The following is an 18,210-nucleotide window of genomic DNA, read 5'->3' as shown; positions in this document are numbered from 1 at the left end:
TCGGTGCGGTTAAACCTCAAGCCATCAGAAAACGGGTTTCTCCGAGAAACCCGTTTTCTCAAGACGCTCGCTAACGTCAAACCTAGGCAGTTAAAGTATTTAACCAATTGATTAAATCTTCAACCGTAGAGAAATCGAATAAAGCTTCTCCTAATACTTCGACATCATCAATACTTAACTGCATGATTTTAGTTTCCAATGAAGGATTAATCTCCCCTAACTTGCGTTTAAGTTGACGAAGAATCAATGTCTTTTCCCGTTCGATACCGCGTTCAATACCGCGTTCAATACCGCGTTCAATACCTTGTTCAATACCTTGTTCAATACCTTGACGCATCCAACTGGTGGTAATTTGCATAACTCCCTCCTGTACGGGTTGACTAAATGTGCTAATTTCTTGTTGAAATTGTATCTCTTCGGCAGGATTTAGATTGATATATGTATCAATAAATCCGGAAATTAATTGCATTTTTGCAGGATTTAACTTTAAAGTAATTAACAAGCGCAGACATTCCGCTTTTACCTTGGCTCGCTCTTTCTCGGCAATGTTCATCTTCGCCATCAAAGCTGAAGCAACTGGATTCGGTTGATTGAGAAAATCTCGCCAATTTAATCGATTTAACTGCACTACTTGATAGTTAAATTCTAATACCTTAAAATCGGGAAAATCGACTACATATTGACTAATCGCTGCTCTTTTTGGCTTTGAATAAGAAAAAATTACAATCGGATAAATCGGTAAGACAAATTTCTCATGAAAACGAGCAAAATAAGTAAACATTCGCCGGTTAAACCACTTTCGGGAACTTTCCTGCGCCTCTACATGAATCAGAAAAAAAGATTCTTTTCCTCGAAACTTAACCTGTGCGACTAAATCGCTTTCATGCTTTTCTCCTTCCGTGACATCTGTAAATACTTCTTTGTCTAAAAAAGTAATCGAGTTTCTATCTAAATAATCCATCAATTGAGGAAAAAATAACTCGATAAATTCGACAAAAAAGGTGGAGATTAACTCCTTAAATAAGCGGTCATGGTCAATATTATTAGTCATGTAATATCATCTTAACGAATCTGATCGATGAATGACTACTCTTCTCTATTATATTCTGAAAAGTCTGTTTTGGCAACGGATTGTTATGACCTTACCCCTTTAACCTACGAGGAGAGGGGGAACTACAAAAAGAGGGGTATGCTTTCCGCAAAAAACCCCACAGAAAACGGGTTTCTTGAAGAAACCCGTTTTCTAGGTGACTTAATACTTCTTTCTAGGGTTCATCATAATTGGCGGTTGTTGGGTTCATTTGAGATGAACTATGACGGGATTTGGCATCATCTCCAGACGATCAGTTAAGCCGCCAGTTAACCCGACAGTATATATTAAGAAAAGCAACGAATACTTTACAGATAAACAAAAATATGCAACAAATTCTAGGATTAGAGACACAGGCAAAAATTTGGCATTGGCGGGGATTCAAAATCACCTATCAGAGTGCGGGGGAGACAGGACCTGCGATCGTGCTTGTGCATGGATTTGGGGCATCTTGGGGACATTGGCGCAAAAATATCCCCGTTTTAGGCGAAAAATGTCGCTGTTTTGCCCTAGATTTAATTGGTTTTGGCGGTTCCGACAAACCCGAACCGCAAAAGGAGATCGATTACACTTTCGAGACTTGGGGGGCGCAGATTGCCGATTTTTGTCGGGAAGTGGTGGGGGGTCCCGCTTTTTTGGCGGGTAATTCCATCGGTTGCGTGGCCATTATGCAGGCTGCCGTCGATCATCCTGATTTTGTCCTTGGGGTAGCGGCGATTAATTGTTCCCTCAGACTACTGCACGAAAGAAAACGGGGGGAATTACCCTGGTATCGTCGTTTAGGCGCAGATTTTGCCCAAATAATTCTCAAAAATAAAGCAATTGGGGCTTTTTTCTTCCAACAGATCGCTAAACCCCAGACAGTGCGTAAAATTCTCCTGCAAGCTTATCGGCGCTCGGAAGCGGTAACGGAGGAATTAGTAGAAATAATCCTAAAACCCGCCCGAGATCAGGGAGCGATCGAGGTTTTCCTCGCTTTTACCGGTTATTCTGGCGGCCCACTCCCAGAAGACCTGCTGCCGATTCTCCCCTGTCCGGCCATTCTGCTTTGGGGTAGCGAGGATCCCTGGGAACCCTTGTCCTTGGGCCAAGAATTAGCAAGATTCCCGACAGTAAAACAGTTTATCCCCTTAGCTGGTTTGGGCCACTGTCCCCAGGATGAAGCCCCAGAAATAGTTAATCCGATTTTATTAGACTTCCTGCAAGCTCCTATCTAAGTCCCTCTAGTAACCAGAAGACCTAGTATCAATCGGTTGTTGGATGGAGAAACCTCGGTTAGTAGTTTGAGGGGGAACTTGATTGGGGATGCCATTATTGTTGGGTGCCATTCCCTGATTGGGATAACTGGTGACGTTGGGTTGACTGCCGTAAACGGGGGCCTGATATACGGGGGGTTGATAATAGTTGGATTGGTTGCTAGGGCCGGGGACCGGGTTAGGGTTGGCATTATTCCAGGAGGGTAGAGGCTGAGTATTTTGTTGATAAGGGGAATAATTTCCTTGGGGGTTGACTTGATTCGGGTTGCCCCCGGGGTTGAGATTAGGAGAATTATTCAAGTTAGTAGTCCGTGAGCGATTTTCGATTTCCCTTTGTAAAGGATAATTGCTATTGTTGCCACTAATCGGTTGCACTTGAATCGGTTGCAGAGTTTTACTAGCCTTCGGTGCCTGATTTTGCTTAGTCTGCGGCATTAACGGGGCGAATAAAGAGGGTTTCTGGTTGTTATTGGGATTAGTATTTAAAGGATTAAAAGGCTGCGGCGAGGCCGGTTCGTTCGGGGGAGCGGTATTATTATTGGCAGGAATGGCCGGCATTGTTGCAGGACTGGGGAGAGGAGCATCGGTAATCTGCTTAGTCTGGATTTCGCGTTCCTCCAAGGACATTCCTGGGGTATCTAATACCGAACCCAACCATTCAGGATTCTGTTGATATACCGAGAAACCAATTAGAGCTAAGGAAAATATTCCTAGCGGCAGCCAAAATAAAGGTTGGGCAAAGGGTTTTAATCCTGCCAAGAAATAGCGCATGGAAGAAGAATCTTTATAGTCACTCATACCGCTTCACCCTCGATAGGTTTTCCTCCATGCTATCAAATCATTAAGCAGTGATCAGTGATCAGTGATCAGTTATCAGTTCACTGAGAAAACTCCCCACACCCTACACCCCACACCCTACACCCCACACCCTACACCCCACACCCTACACCCCACACCCCACACCCCACACTGTTCACCGACTAGGTACTGATACTATTTGCGAGCAATTGTCAAACAATTGTAAAACTTCGTTATATTTAAGGAACATTTGAGAGACTAAGGAGCAGCGGAGTTGTGGCTTTATACGCGGATTTGCATCGGCATTTAGGGGGATCGGTAGTACCGAGAATTCTCTGGCGCTACTTTCACAGACATGAGCGGGATTTAGCGGCTAAATTCCCAGAATATCCCGCTTTTGAGGAATTTTACACCCGCGAACGCAATAGTTTAGATGAGTATTTGGAATTACATACCCTAGTCGAAAGTGTTCAAACCGCCCAAACTTTGCCCTATTTTATCTATCGTCTGATTCGCGGCGCTTACATCTTCGAGAATCTTGCCTATTTAGAATTGCGCTATACTCCCTACTATCGCACCGACGAACATTTGAACCAAACAGAGCGAATCGAGCAAATGCGATCGATTGTCGATATCGTCGGTCAAGCCTCGAAAATGAGCGAATATCCGATTATTACCAGTCAAATTCTCTGTATGCACTCGCGACTTCCCTACGAAGTCAACAAAGCGATCGTTGATCTGGCCCTAGGGATGAGAGAATACGTCTGTGCGATCGATATTGCTGGGGGTGATTCCCACTACCAAACTCGACTAGAGGAATTTGCCGGTTTATACAGTTATGCCAGGGAAGAGGGTTTAAATACCACCGGCCATCTTTACGAAACAAAGGACGGTTGTTATCCCCAATTACTGCCCTATCTGCAAAGAATTGGTCACGGTATTCAAATTCCCCTACAATATCCGGAATTGCTGCCGGAAGTTGCCCGTCGTCATCAATGTTTAGAAGTCTGTCCCACCACCTATTTAAAAACTGGCACCCTTGAGAGTTTATCGCAATTAAAGATAGTCTTCGATCGCTGTTTTGAAGCGGGGGTTGATATTGCTATCTGTACCGATAATGCTGGTTTACACAATGTCCGGCTGCCCTTCGAGTACGAGAATTTACTCACCCTGGACGTGATCGATTTTCGACAATTACAAGCTTGTCAAGATGCGGCTTTTCGTCATGCTTTTGCCTGGCCCTATAGTCAAAAACCCGCCTCACTTTTAACCGGTTTGTTATCAGTAGATAATCCCAAATTACCGGTTTATCAGTAACAGAATTAACTATAGTTCGGGTTAAGCAACTTCTTTACCGCTCCCGAACTATAGCGTTTTTCGACTCTCCTGCATCTGGTTTGGGGAATTCTACTGAATCTTGATTAAACTCAACCCAAAGAGAGTATAAGTACAGAGAGAACCAAGGCCGAACATCAGGGAACGAGCGATCGGGACATTAGTGATATAAAAAAGGGAAAATAGAAGCCGGAGGATCACAAAAGCGATCGCACAGTTAGCAGCCAAGGATGAGGAGACTCCTGTAACGTAGGCCATGAGAGCGGCGGCACTATAGATCATAAAGGTTTCAAAACCATTTTGATGGGCCCAAGTTGCTCGTTTAGCGTAGTCTGGGAGTTGGTCGAACATGGCCCGGGGAGCGGAGGTATTGTAACCCACCTTAGCTCTAGCGTAAGCGACCAGCAGAAAAGGTAGATAGACAGAGATAGCGGCGGCCACTATCGAATAGAGAAGAATGGCACTGACGGAGAGATTCATCGCTGAATTTAGTCAAAATAAAATAGGGTAACTAGCTTGCGTTGATCTTCCGCTTCCGCGCAGGTTTGCAAAAGGGTTTGACTGTCGTGGAAAGCAAAACAGATTAACTGTTGACAACGATTGATAATCTCGCGATTACAGAGGCTGCTGGCTTCCCCTAGGGATAGATGGTCATTTTCGGGACATTCCACCAGATGGATAACCTGCTGGAGTTGTTCTTGGGATTCCAGGGGCTGGCGATCGAGACTTTGGGGTAAGATCACGGTTAACAGATTAGGATCTGCCCGCATTGCCCCCTTAATGACGGCGGAATTGGTTCCCGTCGCCCCAGAGGTCATAATCCGATTGCCCCCCAGCACGAGGGCATAGGCCATCATTTCGATCAATTGCTGGTGTGTGATGGGAACGTGACGGGAACCCAATAAGGCGACGCGCTTAGAACCGGTCTGCTGAATGGCGGCTAGTTCTTGAGCTAGAGTGTCTAGGGTGTTAGTGGTATCTACAGATTGACTCAAAGACTTTTACTGCAAATTCGGACTGATTAACCGTCCGTTATTGTAGCATCGAATTGTCATGATCGGAAATTTGGCCCAAAAAACCCCAGCTACCGATCGAGGTGTTCTTTCTGTGGTGGTCCCCTATGATCCCTCAGAAATTGTTATTGGTGGGGAAGTGCCTCTAGATTCTGCTGTAAGATAGGTGCATAGACAATATTTACCCCAGAGCCATGACCACTTCTCCTGTTCCCCAAGGGGACGATTTTAGCGATCGCCCAATCCGTCCCGTACAATATCGGGATTTGGAAGACATTGAAGCTTTAACCCTAGATGACTTCGATGAGGATATCGATCGTCGCGCCCAAAATTTCCGCACGCAGGTGCAACGGGTGCGTCCTTGGTTTGGGTTGTTTAAAATTCTCAGTCTTTTTCCCAATCCTCTCCAACACCGTTTTCATGTCTATGTGGCTGAGTCTACGGCGGATCGGGGAGAAGAAAGGAAAATTCGCGGGGCCATCCAAGTCACCCCTTTTAATAGTAGTCGCAGCACTTGGCGGGTGGAACAGGTGCGGGTGCATCCGGGGGAGTCTTTAAGCGAACCCAAGGGTATCGGGGCGCAATTACTGCGTTATTGTCTAGAAACGGTTTGGGAAGCCCGCACCTGGGTGTTAGAGGTTAATATCAATCAAAAGGACAGTTTGGCGCTTTTCCGGCAACACGGTTTTCAGCCTTTAGCGGAATTAACCTATTGGTCTTTACCGCCGCAATTATTACAGGAATTGAGCAAACAAGAGGCAGATTTACCGAATTTACTGCCCGTGAGCAATGCTGACGCTCAATTACTTTATCAGTTAGATTGTGTGTCTATGCCGCCGCTACTGCGTCAGGTATTTGATCGCCATATCCAGGATTTTAAAATCAGTTTAGTTGATAGTTTGTTCGGTCGCTGTCAGAGTTGGTGCGGCGGTCCGCAAATTAGTCGCGGTTACGTTTTTGAACCACAACGAAAAGCGGCGATCGGTTATTTTGAATTAATCCTATCTAACCAAGATGAGCGACCCCATCAAGCGAAATTAATTGTCCATCCCGCCTACACTTGGCTCTATCCTAAGTTATTAATCCAGATGGCCCAGATCACTCGCAAGTATCCCCCTCGCTCGCTAGAGTTGATATCTGCTGATTATCAGCACGAAAGACGGGAATATCTGGAACAATTGGGAGCGATCCGCAGTTCCCACACCCTGATGATGTCGCGCTCGGTATGGCACAAAATTCGCGAAACTAAGCCGGAAAATTCCGCCCTAGCAGAAATGCTGCAGGGTTTACAATCGGTGCCGCGAACTCCTATCCCTAGTCGGATGTCTTGGTTAAAATGGCCCAATAATCCCCCCCTGGACTCCCTCGACAGTCCGGGGGAACTTCCCCCAGTTAAACCGCCCTCGGAACCCCCCGATCAGGGGCATCCAGTGTAATGGAAAGAGTCGCCGCCCTGGGCTTGGATATCGGCAAAAAACGGGTAGGAGTGGCAGGATGTGACGGTACAGGTTTAATCGCCACCGGTTTAACCACGATTATCCGTTCTTCCTTTGTTGCCGACATAGCACAATTTAAGGCGATTGTCAAGGAAAGAAATATTAAGATTTTGGTGGCGGGACTGCCCTATACCATGGCGGGAGAGTTAGGATTTCAGGCCCAACAGGTGCAAAAATACGCCCAGAAACTAGCCATCGCCTTGGATTTACCCCTGGAATACATTGATGAGCGTTGCACGTCCCTAGAGGCGGAAGAATTCTTAAAAGCCAAAAAACAGTTTTCCTCTTGGGATAAGGGAGCGATCGATCGGGAAGCGGCGGCGATTATTTTACAACAATGGCTCGATCGCCGACGGCGAGTTAATAATTCAGGAGACGGGAGACAGGAGACAGGAGACAGGAGACGGGAGACAAATTAATAAATACTCTTGCCTCTTGCCTGTTGCCTCTTGCCTTTCCTAACCGATAACTGATAACTGAATTTAGATAGAGACTTCGCTTAATTCGCGAGTGAGATGATCAAAGGGTTCAGCGATCAAAGAGGTGTCGGCAATACCCGCCTCAGTAGCCATGGTTTGAATCATTTCGCTCATGATTTGGATACCGCGCACCGTCGGACCGATGGGAACACCGAGGGAATTATAGGTTTCCCGCAGTCCTTGCAGCACCCGCTCATCTAGAACATTAGTATCAGCAGCTACTAGGGCATAACTGGCATAGCGGAGATAGTAATCCATATCCCGCAGACAGGCAGAATAACGACGGGTGGTGTAGGCATTACCCCCAGCGCGGATCAATTCGGGAACTTCTTCAAATAGACGAATCGCCGCCCCACGCACGAGCGCCGCCGAATTAGCGTTAATGAGGGCGGCGGCAGCTAGACGGGCAGTTCCCGAGGCAAAATATTGTTTAAGATTATCGATCGCATCTCGATCGAGATAACGTCCGGTGACATCGTATTTTCTAATCAGGCTAGTTACCGCGTCTCGCATTATTAAGTTTCTCCCAACAGCAATAAAGACATTTTTGAGTTTCGCTTTATTTATAATCTCACAGGGTTGAACTTCGGGGGACATCCCTAGTCTAACTCTCTTGCTTGTCTAACAATTTGTTGTTTTTTTGAGACATTTCTTTACATTTAAGGCATTGGCTGGACTTGCTCAGGGTGGCGGAATTATCCCTTATTAAGTACCTAGGCAAAATTAATTACACATTTCGATAAAGCTTTTGCCTCTTGCCTATTGCCTCTTGCCTATCTTCACTAGGAAATTTATTTTGCACGACTACTTAGTCGAGTTGGTGGACGAGGCACTCAAAATGACGAGATTATCCCGATGAATAATGGTTTCTGCAGCCATATAACCCAATAAACTGGCAATACGCTCGGAATGTTGACCTTTAACTCGATCGATCTCCTCACTACTATAATTAACAATTCCCCGGGCCACTTCCCGGCCTTCTTGATCGCACAATTGCACCGATTCCGAGGCGCTAAATTCCCCCTCCACTTTGGTGATTCCGGCCGCGAGGAGAGATTTTCCCCCCTGACAAATGGCTTGAATCGCCCCGGCATCGAGATAGATTTTACCCATGGGCATTAGTCCGTAGGCGATCCAGCGTTTGCGGGCGTTATCACTGCGTTTTTGGGCCTCAAAACGGGTTCCAATCGCCTCTCCTGCCATAATTTTTAAGATATTGCTGGGCTGCCCTCCCCTAGTAATCGCCATTTCTACCCCGGCGCTGGTGGCAATCCGGGCCGCGGCCAATTTAGTCGCCATACCCCCGGTCCCCCACTGACTGCCACTACTACCGGCATCGATCGATAGTTGCGCTAATTCTGCGGGACTAACTCGGGCAATGGCCGCAGCTTCGGGAAATAGCCGCGGATCGGCACTGTAGAGGCGATCCACATCGGTGAGGATAAATAACCAGTCAGCCTCGATTAAACTGGCGACAAGGGCTGATAAAGTGTCATTATCGCCGAATTTTAACTCATCGATCGCCACCGTATCATTTTCGTTGACAATGGCAATTACCCCTAATTCAAACAAAGCCTGAAAGGTATTATAGGCGTTGACATAACAGGTGCGTTCCATCAATTCGGGACGGGTCAGCAAAATTTGGGCGATCGGTTGACCAAGACTGGTAAAGAGGTCATCATAGATCCGCATCAGACGACCTTGTCCGACGGCTGCGATCGCTTGTTTGAGGGCGATTTTTTTCGGTCTTTCCTGTATTCCCAGACGACGGCAGCCCACCCCCACGGCCCCGGAAGATACTAATACCACCCGATGACCGGCAGCGCGCAACCGGGTGAGGACTTCCACTAAAGCGGCGATCGTGGAGAGGGATAATTGGCCGGTTTGATTATCGGTCAAACTGGAAGTACCGATTTTGATCACTATGGTTTGGTTCATCGTCAAGGCGCTTTTTTTGGAGGTTTTGCTAAGTAGGTAGGCGTTAAAAATTATCAGACACCCCCGTTATCAAGGGTAGGGTTGATTCATGAATCAACCCTACCTTATTAAGGGGGGCAGGGGGGATCGAACCTAAAATCGATTTTTAATTTAATTATAACCAGCTACTTAGATAGCCAAAGCTTTGATGGCAACTTTAATTAAAGTATAAAAACGGGGTTCAGTCACGTTGACTTCTCTCGCTTGTTGTCGATTTTTGCCTAATAAACCAATGCGCTGGCCTTTCTGGACGACTAAAATATCGCCCTGTTCATTTTTGATGCGAATCTCGTTTAAATCAGCCCAAAAACTACATTGATACATTTTATCTGCGTGCATAAAAATTGCTTTTTTAATATTATCATTTTCTTGGGGTAATCGCACTCCCACTAATTCAATTTCTATGGTTGTATTACCATTCCAGGTATTTTCTTTGAGTTTATAGGCAATATCTAAACGAGTTGGTAAAGGACAATATTCGCCCCAACGCCAAGCTAGGGCTTGAATTCTGGTATCATCCCTTTGAGCCAGCAATAATTTTAAATGATTTTTTCCGATAGTTTTCTGTTCTACTATTCGCACGTTAGGAGTCCAAAAAACGGGTAATTCATTCCCAATTCCCCAGGGTTGCAAACTATCAATTTGTTGAAAAAGTTGCAGGTTTATTTGTTTAAAGTCTAGGATAGTATCAATTTTGATTAAAGGTTTTAATTGTTCTATTTGTAAAATTTTGTGAGAAAATTGACTTAATCTTTGTTTAAATGCTAGTAAATTAGCTGTGGGTAAACTAAAACCACCCGCCATTTTATGACCGCCAAATTTTCCTAGTAAATCTTGGCAAAATTGCAGGGCTTCAAAAACGTGAAATTCTTCAATTCCTCTGGCAGAACCGCGAATTTTACCCGTATCTTCTTCCTCGTAAGTACCAATAAAAACCGGCACTCCGTAGCGTTCCACCAAACGGGAGGCCACAATACCAATTACCCCATGATGCCAATCTTTTTCGACTAAAACTAAACCTCGATCTTTTTGCCAAAGAATCGGAGTTTCTTCGACCAATTTAATCGCTTCTTCTTCAATTTTTTCGCACAATTCTTGACGGGTACGATTAATTTGTTCGCACTGCATCGCTCTTTCTAAGGCAATTCCGGCATCATCGGTGGTTAATAATTCAATAACTATCTGGGGATCACCAATTCTGCCAATGGCATTAATTCTCGGTCCTAATTTAAAGCCAATATCATCCGGTTGTAATTGCTTTTGTTCCTCGCTAATTCCCGCTATTTGCATCAGGGATTGAATGCCGACTAATTGAGATTTGGGTAATTTTCTTAAACCCCGTTTTAACCAGCGACGATTTACCCCGATTAATGGGGCTAAATCTGCTATAGTGCCTAGGGTAAATAATGCTAATAATGACTCGGTTAATCCCTGTAATTTACCCATTTTTTGGGCAGTTGTCACCGCTAAAATATAGGCGACTCCCACCCCCGCTAATCCCTGATAGGGAGAGTTCGGGGTTAATAATTTCGGGTTGAGAATAGCGGAGGCATTTGGTAAAATTGGCGGCAGATCGTGATGATCGGTGATAATAACTTTTAATCCTAATTCTATCGCTAGGGCGATCGGTTCGTGAGCGGAAATACCATTATCAACGGTGAGAATCAATCCGACTCCCGACTCGGCAAATTCTTCGACAATGCGCTGATTAATTCCGTATCCCTCTTTCATGCGACTGGGTATGGCATGATTTACCCTAGCACCGAGATGTCTCAAGGCTCTTAACAGTAAAGATGTACTGGTCATGCCGTCGGCATCGTAGTCCCCACAGATAGCAATTTTATCGCCTCTGGCGATCGCTTTTACTAATAAATTGACACTTTTTTCTAAGTCGGGAAATTCTCCCAGGGGAGAGGGTAAGGTATCCGCTTCAGGATCTATATAAGTTTTAGCTAATTCGGGGGTATCAATACCGCGATTAATTAAGATAGTTGCTAATAACGATGATAGTCCCATTTCCCGCGCTAAACCCTCAATTTTTTCGGGATTAGTCGCGGCAATATACCAGCGTTGGATGGGATATTTGTAGGTCATTTTTTGTTAAGGAAAAAGGTAGGGTGCGTTAGTAACGCACCAAAAACAAGGTTAAAAGCGGATTTGGATGGCTCCAGCGGGAGGTTGAAAGGGGAGATTATTATTATTAATTCTCAGGGGAGAACCAGGTATTACCTGCACATTTGGGGTGGTGGGTTGACTTTCGTTGGTACTCAGTAAAGTCAATTGATTAATACTAGGATTGATTGCAAATTGTTGGGTAATGACTCCCGACGGACAACAGGAAGGATCCCGGGGGAGAAATCTTCTCATATTGACGGTGATCATACCATCTTTAGCACTCAGATTATCGACAATTACTCGATCGGCTAACAGGACAGTATCGGTGTTAGTGGCAGTACCATTATTATCAATCACTAGGGCTAAATAATGTAATTGCTGTTGATTTCTAGTAATCACTCTTAATACGACAATACCATCAGTCCTTTGATCATTATTATAGTCCCCCATCAAAGCTTCTCGACTAACTTGCACTCCTAAAATTGGTCCTTCGTTAGATTGAAAAATACCATCGCTGACAATTACGGAACCTCGATTGGGAATGTTATAGACGGTATTTCTTAAATTATCGACGCTCAGGGGTGTAGATTGGGCAAGTAAGGGCAGAGAATTATTTAATAGTAAACTGATACCCAGGAGAATAGATTGAGGCAAAATTGCTAATTTAATCATGGTTGTAATGGGTTGGGTATATTTTCTTGAGTATCGAATAACCGCACGTTATTAATGGTACAAACCATCCCCTGTTGTGCTGCTAATTTATCTCGCCATTGGCTTAATTGTTGTTGACCATTACTACCATTTAACCAGTAAACTGTCAAGATGCCGAGGGTTTGTTCTGGTTCGCAGGAAAAGCCGAGAGTTTGAGCGGGTATATCGGCATTTCCTTCACGACATTGCCAACCTTGTTTTTCAATTAATTCTTTCCAACCTTGCACTTCTTTGGCAGCCACGGCAATGCGTTGATCTCCTTGGTTACAAAGCCAATTTTTCTGCTGGGTGGGATTATTCGGTAGATCACCAAGATTGGGGGAATTTTGCTTAATTGGGGGCAGCGAGGGAACTTGAGCATGAACAGAAAAAATCGGTAGTATTAACCAAGTACCGATGAGCATTTTTAACAGTTTCATCCTTTAAAATTGTGATATTTAGGGATTTATGCCTTTAGAATATCACGTTTTTGAGATCTAGATAAAATACTCTCTTAAGATATGTTTAAATCTCTAATTATGGTTTCGATCGCATCAAAGGAAAATTCTCTGGCTAACTGTTGTAAACCTTGGGCAAGGGTAGCATAATCGGGGGGAATTTCGGCGGTTAGGGCGATAATTTTTTCATCATCACATTCTCGCGCCGCTTGTTGCAATTGTCTAATCCAGTCGGGACTGATTAATTTTAATAGGGATTGCAGGGAATCGAGGAAAACTGGCGAATAATTGGATTGATTTGGCTCATTATCGGCATAAATATATTTTAATCCCAGATATTCGCTCATTTTTTGCCAGATAAATTCCTCTCGGAAAGGTTTACGCACGAAATCATCACAACCGGCGGCAATAACCAAGGCGCGATCCTCTTCAAAAGCGCTGGCAGTTAGGGCAATTATCACCGTTTTTCCGCGATTATCAGCCTCTAACTGCCGAATTTCCCTGGTTGCTTCGTAACCGTCTTTCACTGGCATTCTCATGTCCATCCAGATAAGATGAGGTTGCCATGCTTGCCAAATTGCGATCGCTTCTTGACCATTAGCAGCCTCTTGCACGGATAATCCTAGGCTAGTCAGGAGTTTCAGTAACAGTAAACGGCTTTCCGGTCGATCATCGACGACTAATATGCGATATTTAGGCTGATTTTCGGCTAAAGCGATAACTTTTGCCCTATTGGTTTCGGTTTTAATCTCATTTTCCCCCACCAAACCCACCTGAATATCAAAACTAAAAACACTTCCTTGACCCAGAATACTACTAACTCCGATCGCACCCCCCATCAACTCAACAAATTTTTTACTGATAGGTAAACCCAATCCTGTCCCCTGTTGGGATTTTCGTCCCGTTTCCGTTTGGTTAAAGGGTTGAAATAGCTTATAAATCTCCTCTGGGGCGATTCCTGCGCCTGTATCTTCAATTTCCCAGAGCAATCGCTGATAATCTCCTCTTTTCTCCCCTACTTTTCCCCGGAGAGTCACCCCTCCCGACTCGGTAAACTTCAATCCGTTACCCAAGAGATTGATTAACACCTGTCGCAATTTGCTTTCATCAGTACATATATATTGAGGCAGATCGGAGCTGCGATCAAAAATTAAGCTTAAAGCTTTTGCTTGCGCTTGGGGACGGAGCATTTCGGCAATATTATCTAAAAGAGCGTATAAATCGAAATTACTAGGATTAAAAACCGTTCTTCCCGCTTCTATCTTCGACATTTCTAGAATATCGTTGATTAACTCTAGTAAATGTTCCCCGCTACGATTGACAATTTCCAAATATTGGCGATATTCACTGCTGATGCTGCTATCCCGGGATATTAAGCGAGTAAAACCCAAGATAGCATTAAGAGGAGTGCGTAATTCGTGGCTCATGTTAGCTAGAAACTCACTTTTAGCTTTATTTGCTTTAATTGCCGTTTCCTTAGCCTCTTTTAATTCTTTTTCCGCTTCATATCTACTTTGTGCGATCGCAATTAATTCTCCCACCAACCGCACAAAGGTGACATCTTCTTTCGTCCACTGCTTTTCTGCACTAGCATCCAATCCCAGATAACCCACCGTTACCCCGGAACTATCCCACATAGGAACGATTAAGAGACAGGGAGTAGAACTATGAGCGAGAATAGTTCTTTCAGGGATAGCAGTAGGAGGTAAATCGTCTAAAGAGTTCAGTTTAACTGGAATACCGTTTAATAATTGTTCGGAAAACCAAGGAAAGGTTTCCGTCGAGAGATTTTGTGATTGTTCCCGAATCGGGATAACTTGCGGATAGTCGGGGTGACAGTATTCATAAACCATACTCCACTGCTGACGACAGGTGGAATATTGAATAATGTAACAGTGAGCGCTCTGGGTAAATTGACAGAGCAGTTCTAGGGTATGATCGATCGCCGAGTGGATATCTTGAGCAATTAGTAATCTTGTCACCCGCGAAAGCAAATTATCGCGATAGGACTGTATTTCTAGGGCTTTTTCCCGTTTTTTGCGCTCATTAATATCCGTGTGGGAACCTGCCATGCGTAGGGGCTGCCCCGACTCATCCCAGAGAGCCTCTCCCCGGGCTAAAATCCATTTATAACTGCCATCCTTGCAGAGGAGACGAAATTCGGCTCGATATTCGGGAATTTCCCGGTGAATATATGCTTGCAAACAGTTAAGCACGCGATCGAGATCCTCAGGATGTAGTAAATTTTTCCATGTATCGAAATGATTGGCAATTTCCCCGTCACTATAGCCTAACATCTCCTTCCAGCGCGGCGAGACAAAGAGAGTTTGCGTTCTGACATTCCAATCCCAAATGCCGTCGTTACCCCCTTGCAGGATTAATTGCCAACGTTCCTTATGTTCCTGCCATTCCTGCTGAATTTGCTTAAAAGTCTCCCTTTCCTGCTGCCAAGACTGGATAACAGCCTCTAATTCCCGTTTTTTAGGCTCTAGTTCCTCAAAATCACTCATAATCAGTTATCAGATGTCAGTTGACTGTTTACTGTTCACTGTTCACTAAAAAAGCCTCCCATCTGCTGTCTCCGTTCTCTCGACTCAAAAAACAGGAAACTTTTCCCCTATTATGTTCTATAGGAATTTTACCGAATCGATATGCTCAAATTATTAGCTTCTCTCCTTCTCTCCTGCTGTGTAGCCTTGGCTGTTTCCCTGTCACCGGCTGCTGCTATGGGAGTCTATGACCTCCCTATTTTAAGCCCCGGAGCGCCCACTTATGTGGTCGATCCCGTTTCGGCCATTAGTGCCGCTAACGAGGGAAAATTAAATAAAGACCTGAAAAATCTCGCCGAAAAAACCGGCCAAGAAGTGAGAATGGTGGTAGTCCGGCGCTTGGATTACGGTCAAAAAATTGACAATTTAGCCGATGATATCCTGAGAGAATGGTATCCTAATCCTGAAGATCGGACTAATCAAACTATCATCGTCCTTGATACTTTAACCAATAAAACTGCTATGCGGGTTGGGGAGGAAGCAAAACCCCTATTAACCGAAGCTATTGCCGATAGTATCCTCTCGGAAACTATGGCAGTTCCCCTCAAAGATGGGGGAAAATATAATCAAGCTTTACTCGATGCTAGTCGTCGTCTAACGGCGGTACTTTCTGGAGAAGCAGATCCCGGACCGCCGGAAGTAGCGACAATTAATATCGAAAGTACCTTTACTACCGCAGAGGAAACTGACGATAAAAGTGCCACAATTTGGGTGATAGTTTTACTGGTTTTAGCTACAGTAATCCCCATGGTCACCTATTTTTGGTACGCTGGTTTCGGTCGCTAAACTAAATCAATGATCTGGGACTGATACAGCTAAAATATTCTCAGAGATAGTTCAATCCTCAGCCTGAAAATTGTCAGAATACCCCCTTGATTAAGCTATCCATTAGTCACATCTTTCTTAACATAAAATTTGACAAAAAGAGAAAAGTGTGCAAAATGGCTCAAGGGGGTTCTATGGGGGAACTAATTGGATCAGATAGTTTCCAAGTCTGGCTGATATCATGTTACTTTCGCAGTCTCAGCCAAATAGTTTTAACGGGGTGCATCTCATTTTTGTAAATCTACTGAGTTGGGATTTTTAAAGGGAAACTATAGTCATTTCAGATAAGTCTGATACAGTCTAGACCGACAAAATCCTTAGGAACTCTGGGATTAATATTCTCAATCTTAATTGAAATGACTATAAACCCCCCGTTGGGGAAGTGGCGGGGCCCCAAACCCCGGAGCGCATTAGCTTTTCCGTGGGATGCTTACAGACAGCTGCTGATACATTTGTAATCATCTAAGAGTCATTGATAATTGCTGATTGTCGGTATTCCTGCAAAGGTGAGATGCAGCCTAACTGTATCCCCGTTTTACCCCAATAATCTCGCCCCTGATAATCTTCACTTCGACAAGCTCAGTGACCACACTTCGACAAGCTCAGTGACCACTCATCACCTCACTTTATGTCAAATCTAATCCTTTTCTGGCATCGTCGCGATTTACGTCTCTCGGATAATATTGGACTGAGCAAAGCTAGGGAGCGCAGTCCGAAAATTATCGGGGTTTTCTGCCTCGATCCTGCTATTTTAGAAGGGGATGATATCGCCCCGGCTAGGGTTGCCTATCTCCTCGGTTGTCTAGAGGAATTAGAAAAAAATTATCGCCAAAAAGGTAGTCAATTACTGATTATTCGCGGCAACCCCAGTCAAACACTCGTCAACTTAGCCAGCAATTTATCGGCAAAAGCAGTTTTTTTTAACCTCGATATCGAACCCTACGCTCGTCAACGGGATCAACAGGTAATCGCCGCTTTACAAACAAAAGGAATTGAGGTAGAAACCTTCTGGGATCAACTTCTCCACGCTCCAGGACAAGTCCTCACCCTCTCAAAAAGTCCCTACACCGTATATACTCCTTTTTGGAAAAATTGGAGCCAATTAGCCAAAGCCAGCCCCAAAACCCTAGAAAACCTGCAAGGATTAGACGAAAATGAAGGGGACAAACTCACAGAAACTATTAACTTACCAACCCTAGAAAATTTAGGTTTTACTTGGCAAAATCCCTTACCCCTCACCCCCGGAGAAAAAGCCGCCCATAGCAGATTAGAAGAATTTTGTCAAGGGGTTATTAACAATTATCAAGAAGATCGTAACTTCCCCGCTTTCGATGGGACCTCGCGCTTGAGTGCCGCTTTAAAATTTGGGGCGATTGGCATCCGCACAATTTGGACGGCAACCCTAGAATTATTAGAAAATTGCCGGGCCGAGGAAGCAAAAAATAGTATTATCACTTGGCAGCAAGAGTTAGCTTGGCGGGAATTTTACCAGCATTGTCTCTATTTTTTCCCAGAATTGGCGGTCGGTGCTTATAGAAAAGAATTTCGTCATTTTCCTTGGCAGGATAACGAAGAACATTTTCAAGCTTGGTGCCAGGGACAAACCGGCTATCCGATCGTTGACGCGGCTATGCGACAATTAAATGAAACGGGATGGATGCACAATCGTTGTCGCATGATCGTGGCGAGTTTTTTAACCAAAGATTTAATTATTAACTGGCAAAAAGGCGAAAAATACTTCATGCAGAAACTTTTTGATGGCGATTTAGCCGCTAATAATGGTGGTTGGCAGTGGAGTGCCTCTAGTGGCATGGATCCGAAACCTTTAAGAATTTTTAATCCCGCTAGTCAGACACAAAAATTCGATCCGGAAGGGGAATATATTCGTCAGTGGTTGCCGGAATTAGCTTCCGTAGATACGGAATATTTAGTAACCGGAAAAATCCCCCGTTTAGAAAGACATCGTTGTGGTTATCCTGAGCCAATTGTCGATCATAATCAACAACAAAAAGAATTCAAACGACTCTATAGTAATCAGAAGCCAAAACAATAACTAGGGTTTGTGGCAAAAAGTTTTTAGTGAGGACAGGGTGACAGGGTAACCATAAGGGTGCATCTCATTTTTGTAA

At 44.4% G+C, this 18,210-nt stretch carries 17 protein-coding genes; 7 read left to right on the top strand and 10 right to left on the bottom strand.

Translation table 11 applies throughout. The annotated features are described in order from the left end of the window. Positions 1-82: 82 nt before the first annotated feature. Entirely contained in the window at positions 83-1,051 is a 969-nt protein-coding gene (locus myaer_RS03815) for a DUF4351 domain-containing protein (RefSeq protein ID WP_046661018.1), read from the bottom strand. A 365-nt stretch (positions 1,052-1,416) separates the two neighbouring features. Here myaer_RS03815 and myaer_RS03805 point away from each other — a divergent pair, with 365 nt between their 5' ends. After that, positions 1,417-2,307: an alpha/beta fold hydrolase gene (locus myaer_RS03805; RefSeq protein WP_046661017.1), complete on the top strand. Its 891-nt coding sequence runs from the start codon at positions 1,417-1,419 to the stop codon at positions 2,305-2,307. Between the two features lie 6 nt (positions 2,308-2,313). On the opposite strand, the gene myaer_RS03800 is transcribed toward myaer_RS03805, so the two are convergent. Next, positions 2,314-3,144 carry a hypothetical protein gene (locus myaer_RS03800; RefSeq protein WP_046661016.1) on the bottom strand — a complete coding sequence of 277 codons (831 nt, stop codon included), beginning with the start codon at positions 3,142-3,144 and terminating at the stop codon, positions 2,314-2,316. Positions 3,145-3,420: 276 nt separating this feature from the next. Here myaer_RS03800 and myaer_RS03795 point away from each other — a divergent pair, with 276 nt between their 5' ends. Next, a complete protein-coding gene (locus myaer_RS03795) occupies positions 3,421-4,461 on the top strand; it encodes an adenosine deaminase (protein WP_046661015.1) in 1,041 nt (346 codons plus the stop codon). A gap of 90 nt (positions 4,462-4,551) precedes the next feature. Here the strand turns inward: myaer_RS03795 and myaer_RS03790 are convergent, their stop codons facing one another. Further along, positions 4,552-4,959, bottom strand: a complete 408-nt coding sequence (locus tag myaer_RS03790; RefSeq protein WP_002802758.1) for an MAPEG family protein — start codon at positions 4,957-4,959, stop codon at positions 4,552-4,554. Positions 4,960-4,967: 8 nt separating this feature from the next. Beyond that, complete coding sequence (locus tag myaer_RS03785; protein ID WP_002802760.1) at positions 4,968-5,474, bottom strand: hypothetical protein; 507 nt, start codon at positions 5,472-5,474, stop codon at positions 4,968-4,970. 58 nt (positions 5,475-5,532) lie between these two features. Between myaer_RS03785 and myaer_RS22275 the strand changes: the two genes are divergently transcribed. From myaer_RS22275 to ruvX, 3 genes are read left to right on the top strand one after another with little or no spacing between them, the layout of a single operon-like run. Beyond that, positions 5,533-5,658: a hypothetical protein gene (locus myaer_RS22275; protein WP_268807312.1), complete on the top strand. Its 126-nt coding sequence runs from the start codon at positions 5,533-5,535 to the stop codon at positions 5,656-5,658. A gap of 28 nt (positions 5,659-5,686) precedes the next feature. Continuing rightward, positions 5,687-6,928: a GNAT family N-acetyltransferase gene (locus myaer_RS03780; protein WP_002802762.1), complete on the top strand. Its 1,242-nt coding sequence runs from the start codon at positions 5,687-5,689 to the stop codon at positions 6,926-6,928. After that, the gene (gene ruvX, locus myaer_RS03775) at positions 6,928-7,407 is read left to right on the top strand and encodes a Holliday junction resolvase RuvX (protein WP_046661014.1); all 480 of its coding nucleotides are present in this window, start codon (positions 6,928-6,930) and stop codon (positions 7,405-7,407) included. Before myaer_RS03780 ends, ruvX begins: the two co-directional genes overlap by 1 nt. Positions 7,408-7,470: 63 nt before the next feature. On the opposite strand, the gene apcB is transcribed toward ruvX, so the two are convergent. From apcB to myaer_RS03745, 6 genes are all read right to left on the bottom strand, one after another. Further along, positions 7,471-8,064: an allophycocyanin subunit beta gene (apcB, locus tag myaer_RS03770; protein WP_004266814.1), complete on the bottom strand. Its 594-nt coding sequence runs from the start codon at positions 8,062-8,064 to the stop codon at positions 7,471-7,473. A gap of 207 nt (positions 8,065-8,271) precedes the next feature. Continuing rightward, positions 8,272-9,405 carry a glutamate 5-kinase gene (gene proB, locus myaer_RS03765; RefSeq protein WP_046661013.1) on the bottom strand — a complete coding sequence of 378 codons (1,134 nt, stop codon included), beginning with the start codon at positions 9,403-9,405 and terminating at the stop codon, positions 8,272-8,274. A gap of 168 nt (positions 9,406-9,573) precedes the next feature. Continuing rightward, on the bottom strand, positions 9,574-11,538 hold the full coding sequence (recJ, locus tag myaer_RS03760) for a single-stranded-DNA-specific exonuclease RecJ (protein ID WP_046661012.1): 1,965 nt from the start codon (positions 11,536-11,538) through the stop codon (positions 9,574-9,576). Positions 11,539-11,589: 51 nt separating this feature from the next. Next, complete coding sequence (locus myaer_RS03755; protein WP_046661011.1) at positions 11,590-12,231, bottom strand: hypothetical protein; 642 nt, start codon at positions 12,229-12,231, stop codon at positions 11,590-11,592. Continuing rightward, positions 12,228-12,689, bottom strand: coding sequence for a hypothetical protein (locus tag myaer_RS03750; RefSeq protein ID WP_046661010.1), 462 nt, complete (start codon positions 12,687-12,689; stop codon positions 12,228-12,230). The genes myaer_RS03755 and myaer_RS03750 overlap by 4 nt, the downstream gene beginning before the upstream one ends. Positions 12,690-12,763: 74 nt before the next feature. After that, positions 12,764-15,217, bottom strand: a complete 2,454-nt coding sequence (locus tag myaer_RS03745) for a PAS domain-containing protein (protein WP_046661009.1) — start codon at positions 15,215-15,217, stop codon at positions 12,764-12,766. 141 nt (positions 15,218-15,358) lie between these two features. Here myaer_RS03745 and psb32 point away from each other — a divergent pair, with 141 nt between their 5' ends. Next, positions 15,359-16,042: a photosystem II repair protein Psb32 gene (gene psb32, locus myaer_RS03740; RefSeq protein WP_046661008.1), complete on the top strand. Its 684-nt coding sequence runs from the start codon at positions 15,359-15,361 to the stop codon at positions 16,040-16,042. Positions 16,043-16,709: 667 nt separating this feature from the next. Further along, positions 16,710-18,134 (top strand): FAD-binding domain-containing protein, encoded by a 1,425-nt coding sequence (locus myaer_RS03735; RefSeq protein ID WP_046661007.1) that lies wholly within the window; start codon positions 16,710-16,712, stop codon positions 18,132-18,134. Positions 18,135-18,210 lie beyond the last annotated feature (76 nt).

The organism is Microcystis aeruginosa NIES-2549 (genome assembly GCF_000981785.2).
GTDB lineage: Bacteria > Cyanobacteriota > Cyanobacteriia > Cyanobacteriales > Microcystaceae > Microcystis > Microcystis aeruginosa_C.
Note: the sequence above shows the minus strand (reverse complement) of the source record. Positions and strands in the feature narration are given on the sequence as shown.

Coding starts and splice junctions, on each gene's coding strand:
- myaer_RS03815 (WP_046661018.1), bottom strand. CDS start 1,051: ATGACTAATAATATTGACCATGACCGCTTATTTAAGGAGTTAATCTCC.
- myaer_RS03805 (WP_046661017.1), top strand. CDS start 1,417: ATGCAACAAATTCTAGGATTAGAGACACAGGCAAAAATTTGGCATTGG.
- myaer_RS03800 (WP_046661016.1), bottom strand. CDS start 3,144: ATGAGTGACTATAAAGATTCTTCTTCCATGCGCTATTTCTTGGCAGGA.
- myaer_RS03790 (WP_002802758.1), bottom strand. CDS start 4,959: ATGAATCTCTCCGTCAGTGCCATTCTTCTCTATTCGATAGTGGCCGCC.
- myaer_RS22275 (WP_268807312.1), top strand. CDS start 5,533: ATGATCGGAAATTTGGCCCAAAAAACCCCAGCTACCGATCGAGGTGTT.
- myaer_RS03780 (WP_002802762.1), top strand. CDS start 5,687: ATGACCACTTCTCCTGTTCCCCAAGGGGACGATTTTAGCGATCGCCCA.
- ruvX (WP_046661014.1), top strand. CDS start 6,928: ATGGAAAGAGTCGCCGCCCTGGGCTTGGATATCGGCAAAAAACGGGTA.
- apcB (WP_004266814.1), bottom strand. CDS start 8,064: ATGTCCCCCGAAGTTCAACCCTGTGAGATTATAAATAAAGCGAAACTC.
- proB (WP_046661013.1), bottom strand. CDS start 9,405: ATGAACCAAACCATAGTGATCAAAATCGGTACTTCCAGTTTGACCGAT.
- recJ (WP_046661012.1), bottom strand. CDS start 11,538: ATGACCTACAAATATCCCATCCAACGCTGGTATATTGCCGCGACTAAT.
- myaer_RS03755 (WP_046661011.1), bottom strand. CDS start 12,231: ATGATTAAATTAGCAATTTTGCCTCAATCTATTCTCCTGGGTATCAGT.
- myaer_RS03750 (WP_046661010.1), bottom strand. CDS start 12,689: ATGAAACTGTTAAAAATGCTCATCGGTACTTGGTTAATACTACCGATT.
- myaer_RS03745 (WP_046661009.1), bottom strand. CDS start 15,217: ATGAGTGATTTTGAGGAACTAGAGCCTAAAAAACGGGAATTAGAGGCT.
- psb32 (WP_046661008.1), top strand. CDS start 15,359: ATGCTCAAATTATTAGCTTCTCTCCTTCTCTCCTGCTGTGTAGCCTTG.
- myaer_RS03735 (WP_046661007.1), top strand. CDS start 16,710: ATGTCAAATCTAATCCTTTTCTGGCATCGTCGCGATTTACGTCTCTCG.